The following is a 20,242-nucleotide window of genomic DNA, read 5'->3' on the forward strand; positions in this document are numbered from 1 at the left end:
CACGTGTGTGCGGATCTAGCTTGGTGATCTCGATGAGCAGCGTTGCGAGTTCCTGCGCTTTCGCCGCAGTCAGCGTTGCCGTCGCCTGTGGTGCAGGCTCCTCTGCCTTCGGTGAGCCGAAGCTCTTGAGGAAGCCCGGATCGAGCAACTCCGGAATCTTAAATTGCACACCGGGAAGGAGGCTGTTCAGTCGATCAATTTCTTCGCGGCTAAGCGCATTTCGCTTGCCGCGCCGATAGGTCATCGCCTGCCGGACGATCGCCACGATGAGCTTGGTGAAACACGACCGGCGCTGTTCGAGCGTCGCGGTCAAGAGCTGCACGATCGCGGGCCGCTTGCTGCCTGCGACCCACAAATCGCCAACACCAGCATGCGCAGCGGCAAGCGGAAACGCGGTCCTGTTGTTTCCGCTTCCGGGGAGAAAATCGTAGAGAAGGTCCGCCAGGTCTTCAACCGCCTGGGCTTCACGAAACGACATCATAACCTACCAGCCCTCGGTCTCCATCATCCCCGCCTCGAGTTCATCCATGTGCGGAAGCGCGCGCCAATCCCGCCGCGGGCTGCCAACAACTCATAGCGCTGAGATCCGACGAATGATGTGCCCCCGGATCGTCATAGAATTCATATGACGACTCTCAATCTAGCAAGATTGTAAGCTTCATGCTACACAATCCCAAGATCCGTAGCACGAAGAAGGCAGGCGAACTGCTGTTGCGGAGCGCCGCCGCCAGAACGGGGCTCCTTCGGCTGCTGAACTTGTGGGGGGCAAGCAGTGATCCTGACGGACAACGAGACGAAGGTCGACCTTCTCAACAACGAGGCGATCGCGGCAACCATCATCAAACTCTTGCGCGACCGGCCCGATCAACCAGTGACTGTTGGTGTCCATGGCGATTGGGGCGCCGGCAAGTCTAGTGTGCTGGAGATGATCGAGGCCGGCTTCGAGGGGGAAGCGAAGGTCCTGTGCCTCAAGTTCAATGGTTGGCGTTTTCAGGGATTCGAAGACGCTAAAATTGCGCTTATCGAGGGCATCGTCACAGGGCTCATCGAAAAGCGACCCGCTCTCACCGCGGCGGGCGAAACGGTCAAGGATGTCTTTCGCCGGATCGACTGGCTCAAGGTGGCAAAGAAGGCTGGTGGGCTCGCCTTCACCGCTTTTACCGGAATTCCGACGCCCGATCAGATTCAGACCATCGTCGGCACCTTGGAAGGCTTCCTCGCCAATCCGGCAAAGCTCGCCACCAAGGATAATCTCGAAGCCGCAGTCGAAGGCGTGAAAGGCCTGTTGAAGCCGAAGGGCGAAGGCGACTCGACCAACGTTCCCGAGGAGATCAACGCATTCCGGAAGGCCTTCGACGATCTCCTCGACAAGGCGGGTGTCGAGCAACTCGTCGTCCTGATCGATGACCTCGATCGCTGCTTGCCCGATACCGCGATCGAGACCTTGGAGGCCGTCCGCCTCTTCGTCTTCACGTCCCGCACCGCCTTCGTCGTTGCCGCCGACGAGGCGATGATCGAATATGCGGTGCGCAAACACTTCCCCTATCTGCCAGACACCACTGGTCCGCAGACATATGCCCGGAACTACCTTGAGAAGCTCATCCAGGTGCCCTTCCGCATCCCTGCGCTGGGCGACACGGAAACGCGGATCTATGTGACGCTCCTCCTCGTCGGCGCCGAACTCGGCGACAACGACGAGGCGTTCAACGCCTTGATCAAGGTCGCTCGTGAACGGCTTAAGCGCCCGTGGACCTCGGGTGCGCTCGATGCTGTCACCGTCAGAACCGCTCTCGGGAGCAAGGCTTCGCGCGCCAACAATGCGTTGGCGCTCAGCGATCAGATCGGACCGATCCTCGCCAGCGGAACCAAGGGCAATCCGCGTCAGATCAAGCGATTCCTCAACACGCTCGTCTTGCGGCAGCGGACCGCCGAAGCGAGAGGGTTTGGAGATGACGTTAAGCTGCCGGTGCTCGCAAAACTCATGCTCGCTGAGCGGTTCCTGCCCCGCCTCTTCGATCAGATCGCCGCGGCCGCCGCGGCTGCAGCAAATGGCAAATGCCCGGACCTATCAGCACTCGAAGCGGCGGCGACCGCCAAGGATGACGCGAAAACTGCGGCCAAGCCGGAGAAGGCCGCTGCCAAAGGCGACGACGCCGTGAAATCGACCGAGAGCGCACTCTTGAGCGAATGGCTATCGTCGCCTGCGATCAAAGCCTGGGCGGCGGTGCCAACTGCGATTGGTGGCGAGGATCTTCGCCCCTACCTCTTCGTCGCAAAGGACAGGAAGGATTATTTCGGCGCCGCCTCAGTGCTCGGCCATCTCGCTACCGTGGTCGAACAGCTCTTCGGCGGGAAATTCGCGGTGCAGGGCCTCGAAGCCGATCTCAGGCGCCTGGCCACGCCTGAAGCCGCGCAGATCTTCGAAGCCGTGCGCGGCCGCATCGTCGGTGGGGACAGCTTTGACACTGAGCCGCCTGGCGCGGCGGGTTTGGCGGTTCTCGTCAAGGCTCATCCGACCCTGCAGGCCAATCTCGTCGATTTCCTCGAAGCGCTCCCGCGAGATCGTCTCGGTCCATGGGTCTGCGGCGGCTGGGAAGGTGTTCTCAAGGACGGCGATGCGACCCAACGCTTCGACCGCCTTCTTCAGACCTGGGGCAAAGAAGGTGGCGCGATGCTCAAGGCGGCGGCCATGGGTGTTCTTCGCACCCGCCAGGGAGTCCGCTGATGGGCACCTCCAGTGCATTCGGCGGCCAAGGCGGCGGGACGCCCCTCGTTCCAAGCTGGCTAGGCGATGACGGCGCACCGCCTGCCGCTCCAGACGGAGCTCCTCCCGATGGTGGACCACCAAACGATCCGCCAGCAGACGGTGCCCCACCAGCCGCTCCTCCGGCGCCGCCGGCCCGCCCGCCCATACCGCCGGTAGCCGATCCCGCGCGCTTCTCGGCCGCTCGCAATAACTTCTCGCGTTTCGCTGGTTCGGGCGGCAGCGACCGCAAGAGTCTCGGCCGAGCCGTGTCGCACTATGTGGGCTCATCGGCAGGTGGGGCGCGCACGGCGGCCGCAAGGATGGGATCGGCGCGCGGCGCAGGCAGCCGCTTGCTTGGCTTCCTGTCGGACGCCGTTGCGCGCGGCGCGACTGAAGCGCTTCGCGCGCTCAACCTCGGCGCTCTCGCAGGCCGCCCGATCGAAGAAATCTTTCTCGGTTTGGCGGACTATGTGTGTCCTGACGGCGGTTCGATCGACGAAGGCATCGCACGCGAAGCGTTCATCGAAACCATCACAGACCTCGCCGGTGCAGGCATTACCGACCTCGATGGCCTCACCGCCGATCAGATGCAGACTGTGTTCGAGCTGTATGCGACCAACGCGATCGAAGCACGGCTCTGCAACGACATTGGCGCGAAGACGATCACCCTGCCGTCGGATAGCCGCGAAGCCGCGCGCGTGCAGGCGCAATTGAACGACTTCATTCGGCGCGGGGTGGCTGATGCGCTCACGGTCGCCCGCGCCGCGGCTGCCGCGCTGACGCCCGATCGCGTACTCCAGTTCGTCGGGCGCATCTACCAGCAAGCGTTCGGGATCTTGCAGATCATGGGCGATGCGGAGGCGGAAGGCGCATGAGGAGACACGTCATCATAGGCCGATACGGCCCCGGCGACCGCAGCCGCTTTCCACTTGGCGATGGGGAGGTCGAAACCCGCCTCGACCTGGTTGTCGGCGAGCGAACACTCGATCACGGGATCGGCCGCGCAATCGGCGATCTGTCGCGGCTTGGCGTTCATCCTTCAGAGATCGGCGTGGATATCCTGGTCCTGGCCGCCCACGTCCACGCTGCTGACACGCGCATTTCGCGGGCGAGTGAATCGCAGGATGGCTGGACCCGCGAAATCCGGCTGATCGTCCCGGTTTCCGATCCTGATCGATGGACAGCCGTCGCGCCGACCTTCGTCCGGATGCTGAACTTTCTCACCGGCGACCGCTGGTCGATCGCGTTTCGCGCCCGACCGCGCCGTTTCGTCAGGGTCGCTCCCGCACGCCCTGCTCGGCTCATCGGTCCTCCCTTCGACGATCTCGCGCTCTTCTCGGGCGGCCTCGACAGTCTCATCGGCGCAATCGATGCCCTCGAGAATGGCCGTACACCGCTTCTCATCAGTCACGCCGGCGAAGGTGCGACCAGCGATGCGCAGTCCACCATCTTCGACACATTGAAGACCCACTATCGAGGCCGCGCCTTCGATCGCTTGCGCCTCTGGATGGCATACCCGGACGGTTTCGTCCGCGGTTCAGGCGGAGAGAACACAACCCGCGGCAGGTCGTTCCTGTTCTTCGCCCTCGGCGTCTTCGCTGGAAGCGGACTCGAGGGGGCGTTCACCTTGAAAGTGCCCGAGAACGGCCTCATCGCCGTCAACGTGCCGCTCGATCCATTGCGCCTCGGCGCACTGAGCACGCGCACGACCCATCCTTTTTACATCGCCCGTTGGAATGACGCCCTCCATGGGCTCGGCCTGAACGGCAGGATCGAAAATCCCTATTGGGATAGGACCAAAGGCGAGATGGTCGCGGCCTGCTCCAACGGCGCGTTGTTACGTCGGCTCGTACCCTCATCGCTATCCTGCGCGTCCCCAACCAAGGGGCGCTGGCAGGGTCTCGGCACACAGCATTGCGGCTATTGCCTGCCTTGTCTCATCAGACGGGCAGCACTCGTTGCCGGCCTACACCCCGATCCAGATCCCACCGTCTACACGGTCGATGACCTCACCGCCCGCGCGCTCGACACACGCCAATCAGAAGGCGTCCAGATTCGCTCTTTCCAGCTTGCGATCGAGCGGCTTCGCGCCCGGCCGGCGCTGGCGCCGATTCTCATCCACAAGCCGGGGCCGCTCTTCGATGAATCGCCGGCTCGGCAAACAGCCCTCGCTGGCGTGTACCAGCGCGGCCTTGAAGAGGTTGGAGCACTCCTGGCAGGTGTGAGGACGCGGCCGGGATGACCGAGAATGCTCAAGCCGTCGGTGTCGATTTCCACTGCCATCTCGACCTCTATCCCGACCATGAGGCCGCGATCGCAAGGGCAGAAGCCGCTCGGATCTACACGCTGACCGTCACGACGACACCGAAGGCTTGGGCGCGCAATCATGAACTCACGCGTCATACCCGCTTCGTGCGCGCTGCGCTCGGGCTGCATCCGCAGCTTGTCGCGGAGCGCGCCGGCGAACTGCCGCTATGGGAGCGTCACCTGCCTGAGACACGTTACGTCGGTGAAGTCGGTCTTGATGCCGGCCCGCGCTTCTACAAATCGCTAGATACCCAAAAGCATGTGTTCCGCAGCGTCCTTGAGCGATGCGCAGAAGCCGGTGGCAAGATTCTCACGGTCCACAGTGTCAGAAGCGCTCCAGCGGTGCTCGAGATGATCGAACAATATCTCCCGCAGGATCGCGGCACCGTCGTGCTTCACTGGTTCACCGGAAGCAAGAGCGAGGCTCGACGTGCGGCGACGCTCGGCTGCTATTTCTCCGTCAATGCCGAGATGACCCGCTCGGATCGCGGCCGCTCCCTCGTCTCCGACTTGCCCATCGATCGGATACTGACTGAGACAGACGGCCCCTTCACTCAGGTTGACGGTCGTCCCAGCGAGCCCGCTGACGTAAAAACTACGGTCGCCGCGATCGCCGACGTCCGGAGGATCCCGGTCGATGCCGTCACGATGGCGGTAAGATCGAACCTTCGCTCTCTACTGAGGTGATCCCCCTCAAGGGGTCTAGGAAAATTGTAATCTTCGTGCTACATATCTGGCCGATCTGTAGTGCGAAGGTGCCAAAATGCCCACTCCACACAACCCTCCAGCTGCGGTGCGACGCGCACTGCGCAAGCTTGGGGCGGACATCCATGATGCCCGTCGACGCCGACGGCTGCCGATGGCGGTCGTAGCCGAGCGCGCCTTCACGTCTCGCTCGACATTGCAAAGGGTCGAAGCTGGGGACACCAACGTCAGCATCGGCATTTATGCCGGCGTCCTGCAGGCGCTTGGCCTGCTCGACGGCCTGAGCCAGGTCGCCGACATCAGCAACGACAGCGTCGGCCAAGCTCTCGCCAGCGCCGATCTGCCTAAGCATGTCCACCTCAAGCGGCCAACCGGATCGTCCCGCGATGACTGACTTCGAGGTCCATGTCGATTTGGACGGCCGCACACGCCAGGTCGGACTGGCGAGGAGCAATCGCGTCCGGGGCACCGAGACCATCCTCTTCGAGTATGACGGCGCATGGCTTGAGGACCCGGACCGCTTCTCCCTGGAGCCAGCCCTTGCTCTGACCCGTGGCGCCTTCGCCCCTCCTGCCGGTCTTGCGACATTCGGCTCCATCGGTGACTCAGCGCCGGATACCTGGGGCCGGCGCCTCATGCAGCGCGCCGAACGCCGTCTCGCCGATCGGGAAGGCCGCGCGGTTCGCACGCTTGTAGAAAGCGACTACCTCCTTGGCGTCGCCGATGAGACCCGGCTTGGCGCACTCCGATTCCGCTGGGTCGGCGAAGAGATTTTCCAAGCGCCGATCCGTGCGGGCGTTCCTGCCCTGATCGAGCTTGGCCGATTGCTCCAGATCACCGAACGGGTTCTCCGGGACGAGGAAACGGATGAAGACCTGCAGCTCATCTTTGCCCCAGGCTCCTCCCTCGGCGGTGCCCGCCCGAAGGCGTCGGTCATCGACCAACATGGTCACCTCTCCATCGCGAAATTCCCGAAGGAGACCGACGACTACAGCATGGAGACCTGGGAAGAGATCGCGCTGCGGCTGGCCGGCCAGGCAGGTATCGCCACCCCTCAGCACGAGCTGATCGACGTCGCCGGCAAGGCGGTCATGTTGTCGCGACGCTTCGATCGTGACGGGGCGATCCGCACCCCGTTCCTGTCGGCGATGGCGATGATGGGCGCCAAGGACGGCGAGCGCGGCAGCTATCCGGAGATCGTCGATGCCCTTGCTCAACATGGCGCCCAGGGGAAGACAGACGCCCACGCCCTCTATCGGCGTGTCGTCTTCAATGTCCTGATTTCCAATGTCGACGACCACCTCCGCAATCACGGTTTCCTGTGGCTGGGAAAAGCGGGCTGGTCTCTCTCGCCGGCATACGACCTCAATCCCGTTCCGACCGATCTCAAGGCGCGGGTGCTGACGACGAACATCGATCTCGACGAGGGCACCTGTTCGCTCGATCTGCTGGAGGCGGCGTCGGAGTTTTTTGCGCTCACGCTACCGCAAGCCCGCGCGATTATCAAAGAAGTCGGGACCGTGACCGCGACCTGGCGCGATACAGCCAAGGCGGTCGGCGCACGCCCGGCCGAGATCAACCGCATGGCCAGCGCCTTCGAGCATGACGATCTCAAACGGGCGCTGGCGCTATGACGAGGACATTTCTTCACAGCTTCGAGCCAGCGACAGCGAGCCCTATCACCGGCACCACCGTCGACTTAGAAGTCTCAGACATCGAGGATGCCGGCATTCGGGAAGTGCTGCAGACGCCCGGCGCGACCTACGGTGCGTGGTCGATCCTGGACGCATTGCTTGCTCCGACCGGCGCGGGAACGCCGTTCATCTTCAAGGAGCCGCTCGGACAAGCACGTGAAGTCAAAGTCGCCCTGTCAGGCCTGTTCGGACGCTTCGTCGCTCGCGCCTATCTTGAGCGCTATTTCAATCTCTCGATCTTCGCCCATCTCGGCAGCCGAACGATTGATCTCGATCGCCGCCGGCGAGTCAAGGTCACGCGCCTGTCGCGTGGCGATCTACCCGATTGGATCGCCTGCGCCGCCGATCTGTCGTCCCTGACAGTGGCCGAAGCGAAAGGCTGTCATGATGTCGGAGGCCCGGCAAAAGCGCTGGACCGCGCCTGGACGCAAGCCGGACGGATCAACATCACCGCACAAGGCCGCAAGGTCACGGTGAAACGCATTGCGATCGCAACGCGCTGGGGCATGGCTGCGGCGGGCCCAACCGAGGCCCACCTCTCGGTCCGTGATCCGATCGATGAAGGCGAGCCTATCGATCCCCAAGAGAAGGACGCACTCTTCATCGGTCTTCTGCGCCTGCACATCGCCAATTTGATCAAGCCGCTCGGCCACGCCGAGCTGGCCGGCGCGCTCTACCGCATCGCCCACCAGCCATTCGCGCGAAGGCTCCAGGACGACCTCGGCCGCGCTCGGACGCTGCTGGATGCTGCTCCGGTGAGGGAGGTGGAGAAGGCAACCGCCATGGGCGGGCTGATCGGCGGGATCGTCACGCGTGCGGGGCCGATCACTGACGCCGCCGCCGCGCCGGCCGATCAGGAGGCGCTCGCCCGCCTCAACCTCCGGCCGGTCTTCGTCGGGATCGAGCGCGACCTCATCCGCGCGGCCATCGACGCAGAGCCGCAGGCTGTGCGTACTCGCCTGACCCAGACGGTGCATCCGGATGAATTTGCTCGGCCTGACCGCGCCGGCGGCTGGATCGTGCCGCTCGGTCAGGAGCGACGCATCACAGGCGGCACCTGACAGGTGACCACCGAACATAAGGACCATGGTGAAAGAGCCGACACCAGACGCGGCACGATCAGGGGGCAGAATGATGGAAGCGCAGGAGAACGATCTTTCGAATGAGGCGGCGGCGCTCGCCGATATCCTCAAATGGTCGGCGGACCTGCCGGCCTGGCAACGCGACGCGCTGCGCCGGCTGTGTAGCCAGACCAAGTTGGAGGCAGCCGACATCACGGCCCTCCTCGCGATTTGCAAGGGTGACGCGACAGCCGTCCCGCTCGACGCGAGCCACATCAGGGACCCAGCGGCCAGCCATGCCGTCGTCAGCCTCGGTGCCCTCCACAGCCTGTCGCATGTCAACGCGCTGGCGCCGGGCGAACGCCTCTCGTTCGGCAAGACGGGCCTGACCGTCATCTACGGCGACAACGGCGCCGGCAAATCCGGCTACGCCCGCGTCCTGAAGCAACTCTGCCGGGCGCGCTCGCCGAAGGGCGACGCGATCCTTCCAAACATCTATGCGGCCGGCTCCGGCACCCCAGCCGCCAGCGTCGACTTCTTCATCGGCGGACAGAAGCGAAGCGCATCCTGGACCCAGGGGAACGCCCCCGATCCAATGCTCTCGGCCGTCAGTGTCTTCGACTCGCGCACTGCCAATGTCCATGTCGAGAACACCAACGATCTCGCCTACACGCCGCTGCCGCTCCGAATCCTCGCCGGTCTCGCGCAGGCATGCCAGGATGTGAAGGCCAAACTGGCTTCCGAGATAAAGGCGCTCCAAGAGCAAACACCCGCGATCCTGTCGAAGCCCGAATGCAAGCCGGACACGCCCGTCGGCAAGCTGATCGCCGGTCTGTCGGGCAAGACGAAGCAGGAAGCCGTCGAGAAGCTCGCGGGCGTGACAGCGGAAGAAGAAACTCGGCTTCAAACGCTCAATACCGACCTGGCCAGCGATCCTGCGCGCACGGTTCGGCAGCTCCAGAGCCAGGAAGCCCGCATCAAGTCGGCGATCGAGCAGCTCGAGCGGTTGTTCGCCGCCGCCACGGACGAAACCCGGGCAGCGCTCCGCGACGCCCATACGCACCTTGCAACGGCGCGCTCGGCCGCTGCCGCCGCCTCCGCTAACCTGTTCGCCGATGAACCGCTGCCCGACATCGGCTCGGACGTCTGGAAGGCCTTGTGGGAGGCAGCCAGGGATTATTCCCGCGCATCCGCCTATCCCGACCGGCCGTTCCCCGTGACCGAGATTGGAGCCCATTGCGTCCTCTGCCAGCAGCCGCTCAGCGAGGAAGCCTCGAAGCGGCTCAGCAGGTTCGAGGCTTTCGTACAGGACGAGAGCAAGCGCCGTGAACAGGAAGCCGCGGACGCGTATGACAAGAAGCTCGAAGAGGTCTCATCGCAAGCCATCTCGATGAAGGATCTCGCCGCGATCGTCGCGACGATCCGCGATGATATCGGCCAGGAGGAGGTCGCAGGCACCCTTCGCCGCGGGATCCTGCACCTGGCTTGGCGGCTGCGCGCCATTCTGCGAACCCATACCCTCGCGACTCTGCCCGATCTTCCGCCCCCAGCCACCATCTCGCTCGATCCACTACGCATGGCCCTCAGCGGTATCGCTACGCGTATCGAAGGCTTGCAGTCGGAGGCCAGCTCCCCGCAGCGCGCCGCGCTCATCGCCGAGCGCGACGGCCTTGCGGACCGCAAATGGGTCGGCCTGGTGAAAGCCGATGTGCTTGCCCAGATCGAGCGCCTCAAGGCCGTCGAGGCGATCGAGAAAGCCAACAAGGACACAGCCACGAACAAGATCACGACCCAGAGTGCGCGTATCGCCCAAGCGCTCGTCACCAACCGCCTGCGCGGAAGGTTCGCGATCGAGGTGGACAAGCTCGGCGTCGCGGGTCTCGCCATCGAGCTTCAGCAGGCCAAGACCACCGCCGGCGTCCCCTTCTTCCAGGTCCGGCTGATCAACAAACCGAACGAGCCGGTCGGCAAGGTCCTCAGCGAAGGCGAGCATCGTTGCGTCGCGCTGGCCGCCTTTCTCGCCGAGCTGTCGACCATCGATGCGCAGTCAGCGATCGTGTTCGACGATCCCGTCTCCTCGCTCGACCATTTGCATCGCGACAGGGTCGCCGCTCGATTGGCCGAGGCCGGCCAGACACGCCAGGTGATCGTTTTCACCCACGATATGGCGTTCTTGCTTCTTCTCGATGAAGCGTGCCGGGCGACGAAGGACCGGGAAGCGACACCGGTCGCGTACCGCCTGATCAGCCGTGGCCCGGAAAATGCCGGCTATTGCCATCAAGACCCGCCCGCCAATGTCATGCCGCTCGACAAGGTGATCGACGGGATGAAGGCCCACCTCGCCAACGTGAAAATCCATCACGAACGCGGCGATCAGGCGAGATGGCTGCGCGAAGTAACGTCCTTCCAGGACCAACTCCGCACGACCTGGGAGCGCGCCGTCGAGGAAGTGGTCGGGCCGGTGATCCGCCGCCTGTCCCGTAAGGTGGACACAGCAGGCCTCATCAAGCTCACAGTCCTCACCGATGTCGATTGCACCGCTATGCGAGAAGCGTTCGGGCGTTGCTCGGCGCTCCTTCACAGTCAGCCCGGTGAGATCAATCCGCGGTTGCCCGCGCCATCGGCAATCGAAACCGAAATTGACGCGCTAGAAAAGTGGATCGCCGATATCCGGTCGCGGCAGGAGAAGGCCGCATGATGATGAAGCTTCAGGCCACGCGGCCTCGCGTCGGAGGCGCCCCTTTATGGTGAAATGGTCCGAGCTGAAACGGGCGTCTGACATCGTCCTAGCCGTCTGGCCCCACTACCGTCCCCTGTTCGAGCGCTGGTTCATGCAGGAGCTCATCGACAAGGGCGAACTCGCGCCGATTTGGCGGGAGCGCATGGTGCCGGGGGATAACGACACGGTCTTTGCCGACCATTATCCCGATCGCGAAGCTGCCATCGCGGCCGCCAACGCGCTCAATCCAACCTTGCTGCAGGCGCTTTCCGCGCGCTCCTTGGACCCCATCGTCAAGCGATCGCTCGAACTCAAGATCGACAAGGCCCTGCAGGCAAAACAGCGTCTGCAAGACGAAGAAGCGCTGATGCTCGCGGAAGCCTTGCGCCGTCACGCCGATGACGAACGGCCGGACGCCACCGCCCTAAAGCTCGCGCCGGACTCCGAGCGCTATCGTCAGGATCTCGCCGAACAACTGGCCGAAATGCCGTATCTGAGATTGGCCAAGGTCGGTCGTTCAAACAACCGATGGACCCACGCACTCCTGTACCTGGGCCCGGATGGCGTTTGGTCGAAGCCCTATCACGCCGGCGAGAAGGCCGCGCAGACCGCAGAACGCGCAAAGATCGCCAATGGATTCGATCTGAGCGCCAGCACCCATTGGGGAAAGGCAAAGGCCAAGATCCGACAGATCCTTCTGCCCCGCGCCAATCAATTGCTCCAACTCGCGAGCGTTCAGCGGATGCTCGCCGAAGCTCTTGCGCGGGGCGAACGTGTGCTCGTCTCAAATGGCATCGTCTTCTGGTACGAGCCGGACGGCGGTATCGGCTGGCAGGTCAAGGAGACATCGTCGACGCGCGAGTCCGAAGGCGCGACAATCTGGAAGGAAGGGACGATCCTCTCCACCAATCACGGCCGCCTCGTTGTACTGCCCTACATCAAGGAAAATGGAGAGCACGTCCGGGGCCACACCAAGAACGGCCCGAACGACGGTAGCGCCTTGCCGCGCCATCGCGACCACTATGCCGAGATTCCGTTCTCGCTCTACGACGGTGATCTCATGATCGGGCTATTCGGGGAACTGCCCTACGAATGAAGAAGAGGTGGAACCGCGGTTGCGCTGGTGCTGTGCGGCAGTCGAAACCCTGTCGACCCTCGCACCGTCTCAAAATCGGTTTTCCGAAGATCTGGAAAACCTGAAATCCGCAAGGAAGGAAAATCGCACATGACCGCATGGACGTTGGAGGATCTTCGCCGGCTCGATCTGAAATACGCGGAGGAAGATATCCACGTCCATCAGCGGCCATTCCGCGCCGCAATGGAGCTTCTTGGTTCTAACTTCGTCATAGGCGTTAGCGGACCCCCCGAAATCAACCAGATCATGGACGCCTATGCCGCCATGATGCCCGAGGTCAGTACGAGCTGGCCAGGTGCTGGGATCGGTTTCGCCGCGTCCGTCGATCAGGTCCGCAAGCTCACCTTCCCGGTCGTGTTCGGCCAGGTGTCGCTCCAGCCCTGGCAGGTAGCAGGGTTCTCTAGCGCCGAGGAATGGTGGAAATGGTGCAGGCAGGATCGGACAATCGCGGGCGAAGTTGCCCTCGCGATTGCCGATCTCCACGACCTCACCAATGGCTTGAATGAAGTCGAACAGGGGAATCCGGCGGCGGTCACGCTCTGGCGCATGGCGCGGTCCAATCTCGAAGACGTGGCGAACACCCTCCCGACGACGTTCAGCCATGACTCTGTGATTCAGCCGATCTGCATGGTGGCCGAACTCTCGATGAAGGCAGCCCTTGTCCGGGATGGTGTCGACCCGGATTCCTTCAGAAAGGGCAAGGACGGTCACAATCTGCCGACGCTTTCCCGCCGTATGGCGGACGCGCGCGCGCACCGCGATGACCCGCGCGTTCAGGCCGTCCGTCGGCGCCCTGCCGCCTTATGTCGAAAGCCGATACAAGCCGGCCGGATTGAAGCGGCTGCAGGTCGTCAGGCTCGCTTTGGGAGTGCAATTCATCGCCGCATCAAGCCTGCGGCGCATCGCCAGCGCTGATCTCGCGCTCCAGATGGAAACCGACGAATGGCCCGGTCCACGCCAACCCTTCCTCATCTAAAGCGCGGGACAGAAGCCGGAGAGAACCGAACAATGACGAAGCACCCGCCACGATGGCAAGCGCATACGGCGAAAGACTATGATGCCGCCATGTCCGCGCGCTGTGGACAGCTATCGGCCGAGATCGTTGCAGATCCCCATCGGCGAAAGGCTATCTTAGCCGATCCGCTCGACCTGCATCGGGAATTGTTTGCGCCTTTCGCGCCGTCCGATCACCCCGAATATGCAGGCACCTATCGCGGCACGCCCGGCACCGCGCTCTTCGACCGGAGAATTTCTGCCGGGAGCCAACTCGAGCCGGGCAAAGACTATGAATTCTGCTTGCCCGGCGAAGTGGCGCCGCGCATGACCGAGTTGCTGAAGAACTCTCGAGATTTGCTTGCAGACACCAACGCAGACGACTTCGGCAGGCTGGTCGCCTTGACCTATACCTTCTGCTGGTTCGGGAAGATTCACCCCTTCCTTGACGGCAACGGCCATATCGACGATGCGCACGAGTGCGTCCGGGGCGACATAATCGTCGAGGCAAGGCGGAAGCAGGCTGACCTGACCGCGTTCTGTTCCTTCGATGAAGCTCACGAACACCTCAGGGCAAGCCTTAATCAGGTGTAGATTCTAGTAGTGTACGCGCCTCTCGGACAGATGTAGCGATAGTCTTACGTCCTTACACTGACATTATTCCACCTCGCCGCGCACCTTCGGTCGAAAGCACCGGCGAGCGCTACAGCATGTAACCCACGTCCGATGCGCCCGTTGGATAGGCGAACATGGTGGAGCGAAGGTCGGCGGCGGTCAGGCCGTGGCGGATCGCCAACCCGAAGAGGTTGATCACCTCGTCGGCGCCCGGCCCCACCAGATGCGCGCCGAGGACCAAGTCACTGTGCTCCTCGATCAGCACCTTGTGACCGTAGACTCGCTCGGCCAGCCGGCGGGCGGTGAACCAGTCCGGCGTCGAGGCGGCGTTGATGCGGAACACCAGCCCGCGGCGACGGGCCTCCGCCTCCGAGAGGCCGACAGCGGTGATCGGCGGCACGGTGAAGACCACGCTCGGCACGCCGCGATAGTCCGGCCGGTGCGAAGCGCCATCCAGCAGATTGGCGGCCACCACCTTGGCGTCATGGCTGGAGACCGGCGTCAGGGGCGGCCCACCCCCCGCAGCGTCGCCGGCGGCAAAGACCCGTGGGTTGGAGAGACTCCGCAGGTGGTCGTCGAGCTGCAGGCGTCCGTCCTGCACCGCCACCTCGCCGGCGGCCAGGTCCAGGGTTTCTAGGTCGGGACCGCGCCCGGCGGCATGCACCACGAGATCAGCCGCGACGCTGAGGTCCGGTGCGCCCGGACGGCTGGCATGGACGAGCAGGCCGCCCTGGCCCCGCTCGACGCGGGTGACCGTGGCGCCGGTCTCGACGGCGATACCGAGTTCATAGAAGCGCGGCATGAGCCATCCGACCAGGTCGGGATCGAACTGCGGCAGAAGCCGCGGCGCGCGCTGCAGGATGGTGACCTCAGCGCCGGCGCGCGCCGCCAGGTGCGAGAACTCCGCGGCGACGTAGCCGCCACCGATCAGCACGATGCGTCGTGGGAGGCTGTCAAGCTCCAGGAAGTCGTCGCTAGTGCTGACCTGCTCCTCGCCTGGGATGCCCAGCGGGACCGGGCGTGCGCCGGTGGCGATCAGGACATGGCGGGCCTGCAAGGTCCGGCCGTCCACCTCGATTGTGTCCGGGCCCACGAAGTGGGCGAGCCCTTGGAAGGCGTCTACCCCTAGCTCGGCGTATCGGTGCTCCTGTTTGGCGGGGATCGGATCGGTGAAGGTCCGCTTGAACGCCATCAGAGCCGGCCAATCGATGGCCAGGGCGCCTTCGACGCCATGCCCAGCCATGCGCCTGGCCGCGTCGATGGCTTCTTCGCCGCTCACCAGCATCTTCTTGGGATCGCAGCCGCGCAAGGCGCAGGTGCCGCCGAACGGCCGGTGATCGATCACGGCGACGGACCAGCCCGCGGCGCGGACCTTCGCAACGGCAACCTGGGCCGCCGTACCGCTGCCGATGACGATCAGGTCGTAGGAAATCATGACGGCCACTCCATCCGCATCGGCGCGAAAATCGCGAGGCCAACCTCCAGGGCATCGGTAAGGCTCAAGCGGACCCCATCCTGGCTGGCGGCCGGGTTGTTCGCGCGCCAGGTCTCCAGGTGAGCGTCATCGCAGAAGAACGCCTGCAAGGTGCAGAGCGAAGACGCCGCACAGCCGGCAGCGTAGCGATGGCCGGACCAGACAACGATCCCCGAGGGCTCGACCTGTTCCAGTTCGCGGCCGTGGCTCCGCGTGTGGATGGCGAGCGGACGCGCGCACTGACGGCACGCCGAGCGGACGGTGATATCGCGCTCCAGCATCGCCCCGACGCCAAGCGCGTCGATGGCGCACATGGCGCCCACCGCGAAACCGCCGGCCTCCACGTGATTTTCGGTCGGACCATCGGTGAACGGATAGGCGCCGCTTATCTGGCCGGCAGCGTCGATAATGAGGAGATCGCGTCCGGTCAGGCGCTGCAGCACGCTGTCGGCCTCATCGATGGCGAGCCCGGCCGCTGCGGCGACATCCGCGATCTCTGGAGCGTGCCCGCTCAGGGCGTAGCCGCTCAGGACGATGCCGTGGATTCGGCTCTCGGTCTCATCTAGCCCATCCCACTTGGGGCTGATGAAGGCCTCGACGACGGCCCTCAGCGCGTTTTGGGCCTGTGGCGTCGTGACCGCTCCCCAGTCTGGGATGATCACGCCGCCTGGAAACTCGACGGCGGGCCGTTCGGCGGTTTCAGCGTGTGAGGTAGGAGTCATCATCAGGCGTGTGCTCCGTTCGCCGTCCAAAGTGAATCTTCAACCGGCGCAGCAGGAGAGCTGCTCCACATTCTTGGAGAAGGTCTGGGCCGCGAGCTTCAGGCCTTCCACCATTGTCAGGTAGGGAAACAGCTGGTTGCCCAGCTCGCCGACGGTCATACGCGCCCGAATGGCGAGCGCCGCCGTCTGGATGATCTCGCCCGCCTCCGGCGTCACCGCCTGGACGCCGATGAGCCGGCCGCTACCGGCTTCCGCAACCAGCTTGATGAAGCCGCGGGTGTCGAAGTTGGCGAGCGCGCGCGGGACGTTGTCCAAGGTCAGGAGCCGGCTGTCGGTCTCGATCCCGGCGCGGTGGGCCTCAGCCTCGCTGAGCCCAACCGTGGCGACCTGCGGATCGCTGAACACGACCGCCGGCATCGTGGCCAGGTCCAGAGTGGCCTCGCCGCCGGTCATGTTGATCGCCGCCCGGGTTCCGGCCGCTGCCGCGACATAGACGAACTGCGGCTGGTCGGTGCAGTCGCCGGCGGCGTAGATGTGTGGCGTGCTGCTGCGCATGGTCGCGTCGACCACGACGCCGCCCTGCGCGTCGACGGCGACGCCGGCCGCCTCCAGGGCGAGCGCTCGGGTGTTGGGCGCCCGGCCCGTCGCGACGAGCAGCTTGTCGACGCGCAGTTCGCCCTGGCCGGTGGCGAGGACGAACTCGCCGTCGGCGTAGGCGACTTTGCCCGCCTGGGTGTGCTCCAGCACCTCGATGCCCTTGGCGCGGAAGGCGGCCGTGACCGCCTCGCCGACGGCCGGGTCCTCACGGAAGAACAGGGTGCGGCGCGCCAGGATCGTCACCTTGCTGCCGAGCCGGGCGAAGGCCTGGGCCAGTTCGACGGCGACGACCGACGAGCCGATCACGGCTAGGCGCGACGGGAGGGTCTCGCTCTCAAGGGCCTCCGTGGAGGTCCAGTACGGCGTATCCGACAACCCCGGAATGGGCGGCTCGGCCGGGCTGGCGCCGGTGGCGATCAGGCAGCGGTCGAAGGTCACATGCTGCTCGACCCCGTCGGCCTGGCGCACGAGCACGCTGTGAGCATCCCCGAAGCGGGCCTCGCCGCGCAACACGGTGATGGACGGGGTGTCGGCCAGGATGGTCTCGTATTTCGCCTGCCGCAGCTCATCGACGCGCGCCTGCTGCTGGGCCAGCAGCCGCTCGCGCAGAATCGCGGGCGTGCAGGCGCCGATCCCGTCGTCGAACGGGGCTTTCGCGGCGCAGATGGGCGATATGCGCCGCGCGGATCATGATCTTAGACGGCACGCAGCCGACGTTGACGCAGGTTCCGCCGATGACGCCGCGCTCGACAAGGGTGACCTTGGCGCCCTGCTCGACCGCCTTCAGCGCCGCCGCCATCGCCGCGCCGCCGCTGCCGATGACGGCGATGTGCAGCGGGACGCCGCCGGCAACGCGTTGCCCGCCGCCCGCCAGGGAGCCCAGCGCCTTGTCGGGGACACTCGGGGGCGCCGCGCCCGCGTCGGCGACCGAGGCGCGATAGCCGAGCGTCGCGACCGTGGCCGCAAGGGCTTCGCAGCTCACCCCCGCGTCGGCCGCGATCTCCGCCCGCGCCGTCGGATAGGAGACGGCGGCCGAGCGCACGCCTGCGACGCGCTCAAGCGCCTCTCTCACGTGCGTGGCGCATGAATCGCAGGTCATTCCGTCAATGTGCAGGGCGATCGCGGCGGGCATGGGGGCTCCTCAGCGCTTCACGGTGGACGGGTAGCCCGCGCCCGCCGTCGCTTTGGTCAGGGCCGCGACCGTGGTCTTGGCGTCATCATAGGTGACGACGGCCTCGCGCTTTTCGAAACTGACGTCGGTTCTCTCGACGCCGTCGACCTTGGCAAGCGCCGTCTTGACGGTGATCGGGCAGGCCGCGCAGGTCATGCCCGGCACCGCCAGGGTGACCGTCTTCGTCGCGGCCCACGCGGGCGAGCTGAGTGCGCCCATCAGGGCGATCAGGGATACGAGCTTCTTCATGGGGACTTCCTTTCAGTAGAACAGGGGCAGGACGTAGGGGAACGCCAGCGCGACAAGGACGAGCGCTGCGACCGCCCAGAAGATGACCTTGTAGGTGGTCCTGACTTTGGGCACGGCGCAGACTTCGCCGGGCTCGCAGGCGCCAGCCGGGCGGAAGATTCGGCGGTAGGCGAAGACCATGGCGACCAGCGCCGCGCCGATGAACAACGGACGGTACAGTTCCAGCACGGTCAGGTTACCGATCCAGGCGCCGCTGAATCCGAGGGCGACCAAGATGAGCGGGCCGAGGCAACAGGTCGAGGCCAGAATGGCGGCTAACCCTCCAAGCGCCAACGCGCCGCGGCCGGTTTTGGGTTCTGACAAGTCGACTCTCCTTCCGATCAACCGCGCCATAACGTTAAGGAACAGCCCCTTCGCGGGGTGGGGCGGGAGAATTGCAAGACGGCGCAGCAAGATCCCAGATCGCGACGACCACCATCAGGCTCAGTCCGGGATAGAGGATCCACGCCGTCGGCCAACCGCGGGTGGCCATGAGCAAAGCCGCCGCAAGCACCAACATCGGCCCAATGACGCTCAATGCCATTCGTGCCCACTGGCGATGGCGAAGCCCGCCGATCGTGTTGGCGATGAGGGAGATCACAGCGAACAGCGGCAGCAGGTAACGAATGAAGACGCCTTCGTACTGGCTCAGAAAACCAAGACCCATCGCAGCGCCAAGACTCGCAAGAGCCGGGAAGCACGCCGCGCACCCCATGGCAGTGACAATCGAGCCGATGATGCCCGCCTTGTCGGCCGCGCGTGTGAGGGGATTCTGGATGGGCATCGGAATGGCCTCGGCAACTTCGGTGGAACCGTCAGAGCGACGCTGCAATCATGACCGCAGCTTGCCCATGAGGTCTGAGAATCGTTATACGATCTGTAGTGACTACAGACTCAAGCCCAAAAACGAGAGGCGCAGAGCAGCATGGCGGATTCCGCGATCCAGATTGGCGAACTGTCCCGGCGCACGGGCTGCAACATCGAGACGATCCGCTACTACGAGCGGATCGGCCTCATGCCCACGCCGGCCCGGCGAGGCCGCTACCGCAGCTATGGCGCCGATGAGGTCGCCCGTCTCGGCTTCGTGCGCCGCGCGCGCGAACTCGGCTTCACCCTGGACGAGGTGCGCGCCCTGCTCGGTCTGGCGGCCGGCGGAGGCGCCACCTGCGCCGAGGTGCGCGATCTGGCCGCCGCGCACCTGAAGGATGTCCGCGCCCGGATCGCCGATCTCAAGCGGATGGAGCGGGTGCTGGCTGACTCGGTGCGAGCGTGCGACGCCGGGCAGGATCCAGGCTGTCCGCTGATCGAGGCGCTCCGCGCCGCCTGAGCTGCGACGATCCTGTCGTTGCCGCGGCGGCTTTTAGCACAGCCTGCCCCGCAACGCCCCCTAGAGTGAGAGTGCGGACCGGCTTTGCCGTGACGGGTTGAGGGCTGGGAGAGAGGCTCCCGGCGCCCGTCGCGGAGATCCGCGATGTCCAGAAAGACCGCATCCGCTCGCGCCGGCCAGGACCGGGCGAGCCTCTATGACGAAATCACCGACAAGATCATCGCCGAGCTGGAGGACGGACGCATTCCCTGGGTCCAGCCCTGGGGGACGGCCGCGGCGAAGGCGCCGCTGGCCATGCCGAGGAACGCCGCCACCGGCCGGCATTATTCCGGGATCAATGTGCTGATCCTCTGGGGCGCCGTCGTCGAGCACGGCTTCCCCGGCCAGAGCTGGCTCACCTTCCGCCAGGCGCTGGCGCTGGGCGGCAATGTCCGCAAGGGCGAACGCGGCACCACCGTCGTCTATGCCGACCGCTTCGTGCCGGACGACGAAAAGCGGCGCGCCCGCGAGACCGGCGACGAGGCCCAGGCGATTCCGTTCCTGAAGCGCTTCACGGTCTTCAATTCCGCGCAGTGCGAGAACTTGCCGGATGACATCGCGGTCGTAGCCCCGCCACCGCCGCCGGGCCTGATCGAGCCGCAAGTCGAGGTGCTGATCCGCGCGACGGGCATCGATTTCCGCATCGGCG

20 protein-coding genes and 1 pseudogene are annotated in these 20,242 nt (G+C 64.9%); 13 read left to right on the forward strand and 8 right to left on the reverse strand.

Features of this window, described 5'->3' with window-relative positions; translation table 11 throughout:
- Positions 1-478, reverse strand: a 478-nt coding sequence (locus tag BN32_RS27110) for a hypothetical protein (RefSeq protein ID WP_202962514.1), incomplete at its 3' end; no start/stop codon positions are given.
- A 294-nt stretch (positions 479-772) separates the two neighbouring features.
- On the opposite strand from BN32_RS27110, the gene qatA reads away from it, so the two are divergent.
- From qatA to BN32_RS28200, 11 genes and pseudogenes are all read left to right on the forward strand, one after another.
- Positions 773-2,725 (forward strand): Qat anti-phage system ATPase QatA, encoded by a 1,953-nt coding sequence (gene qatA, locus BN32_RS07335; RefSeq protein ID WP_019197490.1) that lies wholly within the window; start codon positions 773-775, stop codon positions 2,723-2,725.
- On the forward strand, positions 2,725-3,621 hold the full coding sequence (gene qatB, locus BN32_RS27605; protein WP_040425549.1) for a Qat anti-phage system associated protein QatB: 897 nt from the start codon (positions 2,725-2,727) through the stop codon (positions 3,619-3,621). Before qatA ends, qatB begins: the two co-directional genes overlap by 1 nt.
- Positions 3,618-4,988: a Qat anti-phage system QueC-like protein QatC gene (gene qatC, locus BN32_RS07345; RefSeq protein ID WP_019197492.1), complete on the forward strand. Its 1,371-nt coding sequence runs from the start codon at positions 3,618-3,620 to the stop codon at positions 4,986-4,988. The genes qatB and qatC overlap by 4 nt, the downstream gene beginning before the upstream one ends.
- Entirely contained in the window at positions 4,985-5,740 is a 756-nt protein-coding gene (qatD, locus tag BN32_RS07350) for a Qat anti-phage system TatD family nuclease QatD (RefSeq protein ID WP_019197493.1), read from the forward strand. The genes qatC and qatD overlap by 4 nt, the downstream gene beginning before the upstream one ends.
- 76 nt (positions 5,741-5,816) lie before the next feature.
- Positions 5,817-6,152: a helix-turn-helix domain-containing protein gene (locus BN32_RS07355; protein WP_040425550.1), complete on the forward strand. Its 336-nt coding sequence runs from the start codon at positions 5,817-5,819 to the stop codon at positions 6,150-6,152.
- A complete protein-coding gene (locus BN32_RS07360; protein WP_019197495.1) occupies positions 6,145-7,392 on the forward strand; it encodes a type II toxin-antitoxin system HipA family toxin in 1,248 nt (415 codons plus the stop codon). Before BN32_RS07355 ends, BN32_RS07360 begins: the two co-directional genes overlap by 8 nt.
- The gene (locus BN32_RS07365) at positions 7,389-8,513 is read left to right on the forward strand and encodes a hypothetical protein (RefSeq protein ID WP_019197496.1); all 1,125 of its coding nucleotides are present in this window, start codon (positions 7,389-7,391) and stop codon (positions 8,511-8,513) included. Before BN32_RS07360 ends, BN32_RS07365 begins: the two co-directional genes overlap by 4 nt.
- A 70-nt stretch (positions 8,514-8,583) precedes the next feature.
- Positions 8,584-11,211, forward strand: coding sequence for an AAA family ATPase (locus BN32_RS07370; protein ID WP_244438104.1), 2,628 nt, complete (start codon positions 8,584-8,586; stop codon positions 11,209-11,211).
- 46 nt (positions 11,212-11,257) lie between these two features.
- Entirely contained in the window at positions 11,258-12,328 is a 1,071-nt protein-coding gene (locus tag BN32_RS07375) for a hypothetical protein (RefSeq protein ID WP_019197498.1), read from the forward strand.
- Positions 12,329-12,550: 222 nt separating this feature from the next.
- Entirely contained in the window at positions 12,551-13,282 is a 732-nt protein-coding gene (locus BN32_RS07380) for a hypothetical protein (RefSeq protein WP_202962515.1), read from the forward strand.
- A gap of 150 nt (positions 13,283-13,432) precedes the next feature.
- A pseudogene (locus BN32_RS28200) lies at positions 13,433-13,762 on the forward strand (hypothetical protein); the annotation flags it as partial.
- A gap of 301 nt (positions 13,763-14,063) precedes the next feature.
- Here the strand turns inward: BN32_RS28200 and BN32_RS07390 are convergent.
- Genes BN32_RS07390 through merC form a run of 7 tightly spaced genes read right to left on the reverse strand, consistent with a single transcriptional unit; the run spans position 14,064 to position 19,011 of the window.
- On the reverse strand, positions 14,064-15,410 hold the full coding sequence (locus BN32_RS07390) for a dihydrolipoyl dehydrogenase family protein (RefSeq protein WP_040425551.1): 1,347 nt from the start codon (positions 15,408-15,410) through the stop codon (positions 14,064-14,066).
- A complete protein-coding gene (locus BN32_RS07395) occupies positions 15,407-16,174 on the reverse strand; it encodes an alkylmercury lyase family protein (RefSeq protein ID WP_244438105.1) in 768 nt (255 codons plus the stop codon). Before BN32_RS07395 ends, BN32_RS07390 begins: the two co-directional genes overlap by 4 nt.
- A 36-nt stretch (positions 16,175-16,210) precedes the next feature.
- Positions 16,211-17,443, reverse strand: a complete 1,233-nt coding sequence (merA, locus tag BN32_RS07400; RefSeq protein ID WP_430641912.1) for a mercury(II) reductase — start codon at positions 17,441-17,443, stop codon at positions 16,211-16,213.
- Positions 17,334-17,900 (reverse strand): FAD-dependent oxidoreductase, encoded by a 567-nt coding sequence (locus tag BN32_RS28205; RefSeq protein WP_430641895.1) that lies wholly within the window; start codon positions 17,898-17,900, stop codon positions 17,334-17,336. Before BN32_RS28205 ends, merA begins: the two co-directional genes overlap by 110 nt.
- Positions 17,901-17,909: 9 nt before the next feature.
- On the reverse strand, positions 17,910-18,188 hold the full coding sequence (gene merP, locus BN32_RS07405; RefSeq protein ID WP_019197505.1) for a mercury resistance system periplasmic binding protein MerP: 279 nt from the start codon (positions 18,186-18,188) through the stop codon (positions 17,910-17,912).
- Positions 18,189-18,200: 12 nt separating this feature from the next.
- Positions 18,201-18,551: a mercuric ion transporter MerT gene (gene merT, locus BN32_RS07410; protein WP_040426108.1), complete on the reverse strand. Its 351-nt coding sequence runs from the start codon at positions 18,549-18,551 to the stop codon at positions 18,201-18,203.
- A gap of 34 nt (positions 18,552-18,585) precedes the next feature.
- Entirely contained in the window at positions 18,586-19,011 is a 426-nt protein-coding gene (merC, locus tag BN32_RS07415; RefSeq protein ID WP_051488491.1) for an organomercurial transporter MerC, read from the reverse strand.
- A gap of 141 nt (positions 19,012-19,152) precedes the next feature.
- Here merC and BN32_RS07420 point away from each other — a divergent pair, with 141 nt between their 5' ends.
- Both BN32_RS07420 and BN32_RS07425 read left to right on the forward strand, forming a co-directional pair.
- Positions 19,153-19,554, forward strand: a complete 402-nt coding sequence (locus BN32_RS07420; protein WP_019197508.1) for a MerR family transcriptional regulator — start codon at positions 19,153-19,155, stop codon at positions 19,552-19,554.
- A gap of 144 nt (positions 19,555-19,698) precedes the next feature.
- Positions 19,699-20,242 (forward strand): ArdC family protein (locus tag BN32_RS07425; RefSeq protein ID WP_040425552.1); only part of this gene is annotated, 544 nt, incomplete at its 3' end.

It is taken from the genome of Afipia birgiae 34632 (genome assembly GCF_000308295.2).
Lineage (GTDB): Bacteria > Pseudomonadota > Alphaproteobacteria > Rhizobiales > Xanthobacteraceae > Afipia > Afipia birgiae.

Bases quoted from the DNA above. Each gene is read 5' to 3' on its own strand.
- qatB (WP_040425549.1), top strand. From the start codon at position 2,725: ATGGGCACCTCCAGTGCATTCGGCGGCCAAGGCGGCGGGACGCCCCTC.
- qatC (WP_019197492.1), top strand. From the start codon at position 3,618: ATGAGGAGACACGTCATCATAGGCCGATACGGCCCCGGCGACCGCAGC.
- qatD (WP_019197493.1), top strand. From the start codon at position 4,985: ATGACCGAGAATGCTCAAGCCGTCGGTGTCGATTTCCACTGCCATCTC.
- BN32_RS07355 (WP_040425550.1), top strand. From the start codon at position 5,817: ATGCCCACTCCACACAACCCTCCAGCTGCGGTGCGACGCGCACTGCGC.
- BN32_RS07360 (WP_019197495.1), top strand. From the start codon at position 6,145: ATGACTGACTTCGAGGTCCATGTCGATTTGGACGGCCGCACACGCCAG.
- BN32_RS07365 (WP_019197496.1), top strand. From the start codon at position 7,389: ATGACGAGGACATTTCTTCACAGCTTCGAGCCAGCGACAGCGAGCCCT.
- BN32_RS07370 (WP_244438104.1), top strand. From the start codon at position 8,584: ATGATGGAAGCGCAGGAGAACGATCTTTCGAATGAGGCGGCGGCGCTC.
- BN32_RS07375 (WP_019197498.1), top strand. From the start codon at position 11,258: ATGGTGAAATGGTCCGAGCTGAAACGGGCGTCTGACATCGTCCTAGCC.
- BN32_RS07380 (WP_202962515.1), top strand. From the start codon at position 12,551: ATGGAGCTTCTTGGTTCTAACTTCGTCATAGGCGTTAGCGGACCCCCC.
- BN32_RS07390 (WP_040425551.1), bottom strand. From the start codon at position 15,410: ATGATTTCCTACGACCTGATCGTCATCGGCAGCGGTACGGCGGCCCAG.
- BN32_RS07395 (WP_244438105.1), bottom strand. From the start codon at position 16,174: ATGATGACTCCTACCTCACACGCTGAAACCGCCGAACGGCCCGCCGTC.
- BN32_RS28205 (WP_430641895.1), bottom strand. From the start codon at position 17,900: ATGCCCGCCGCGATCGCCCTGCACATTGACGGAATGACCTGCGATTCA.
- merP (WP_019197505.1), bottom strand. From the start codon at position 18,188: ATGAAGAAGCTCGTATCCCTGATCGCCCTGATGGGCGCACTCAGCTCG.
- merC (WP_051488491.1), bottom strand. From the start codon at position 19,011: ATGCCCATCCAGAATCCCCTCACACGCGCGGCCGACAAGGCGGGCATC.
- BN32_RS07420 (WP_019197508.1), top strand. From the start codon at position 19,153: ATGGCGGATTCCGCGATCCAGATTGGCGAACTGTCCCGGCGCACGGGC.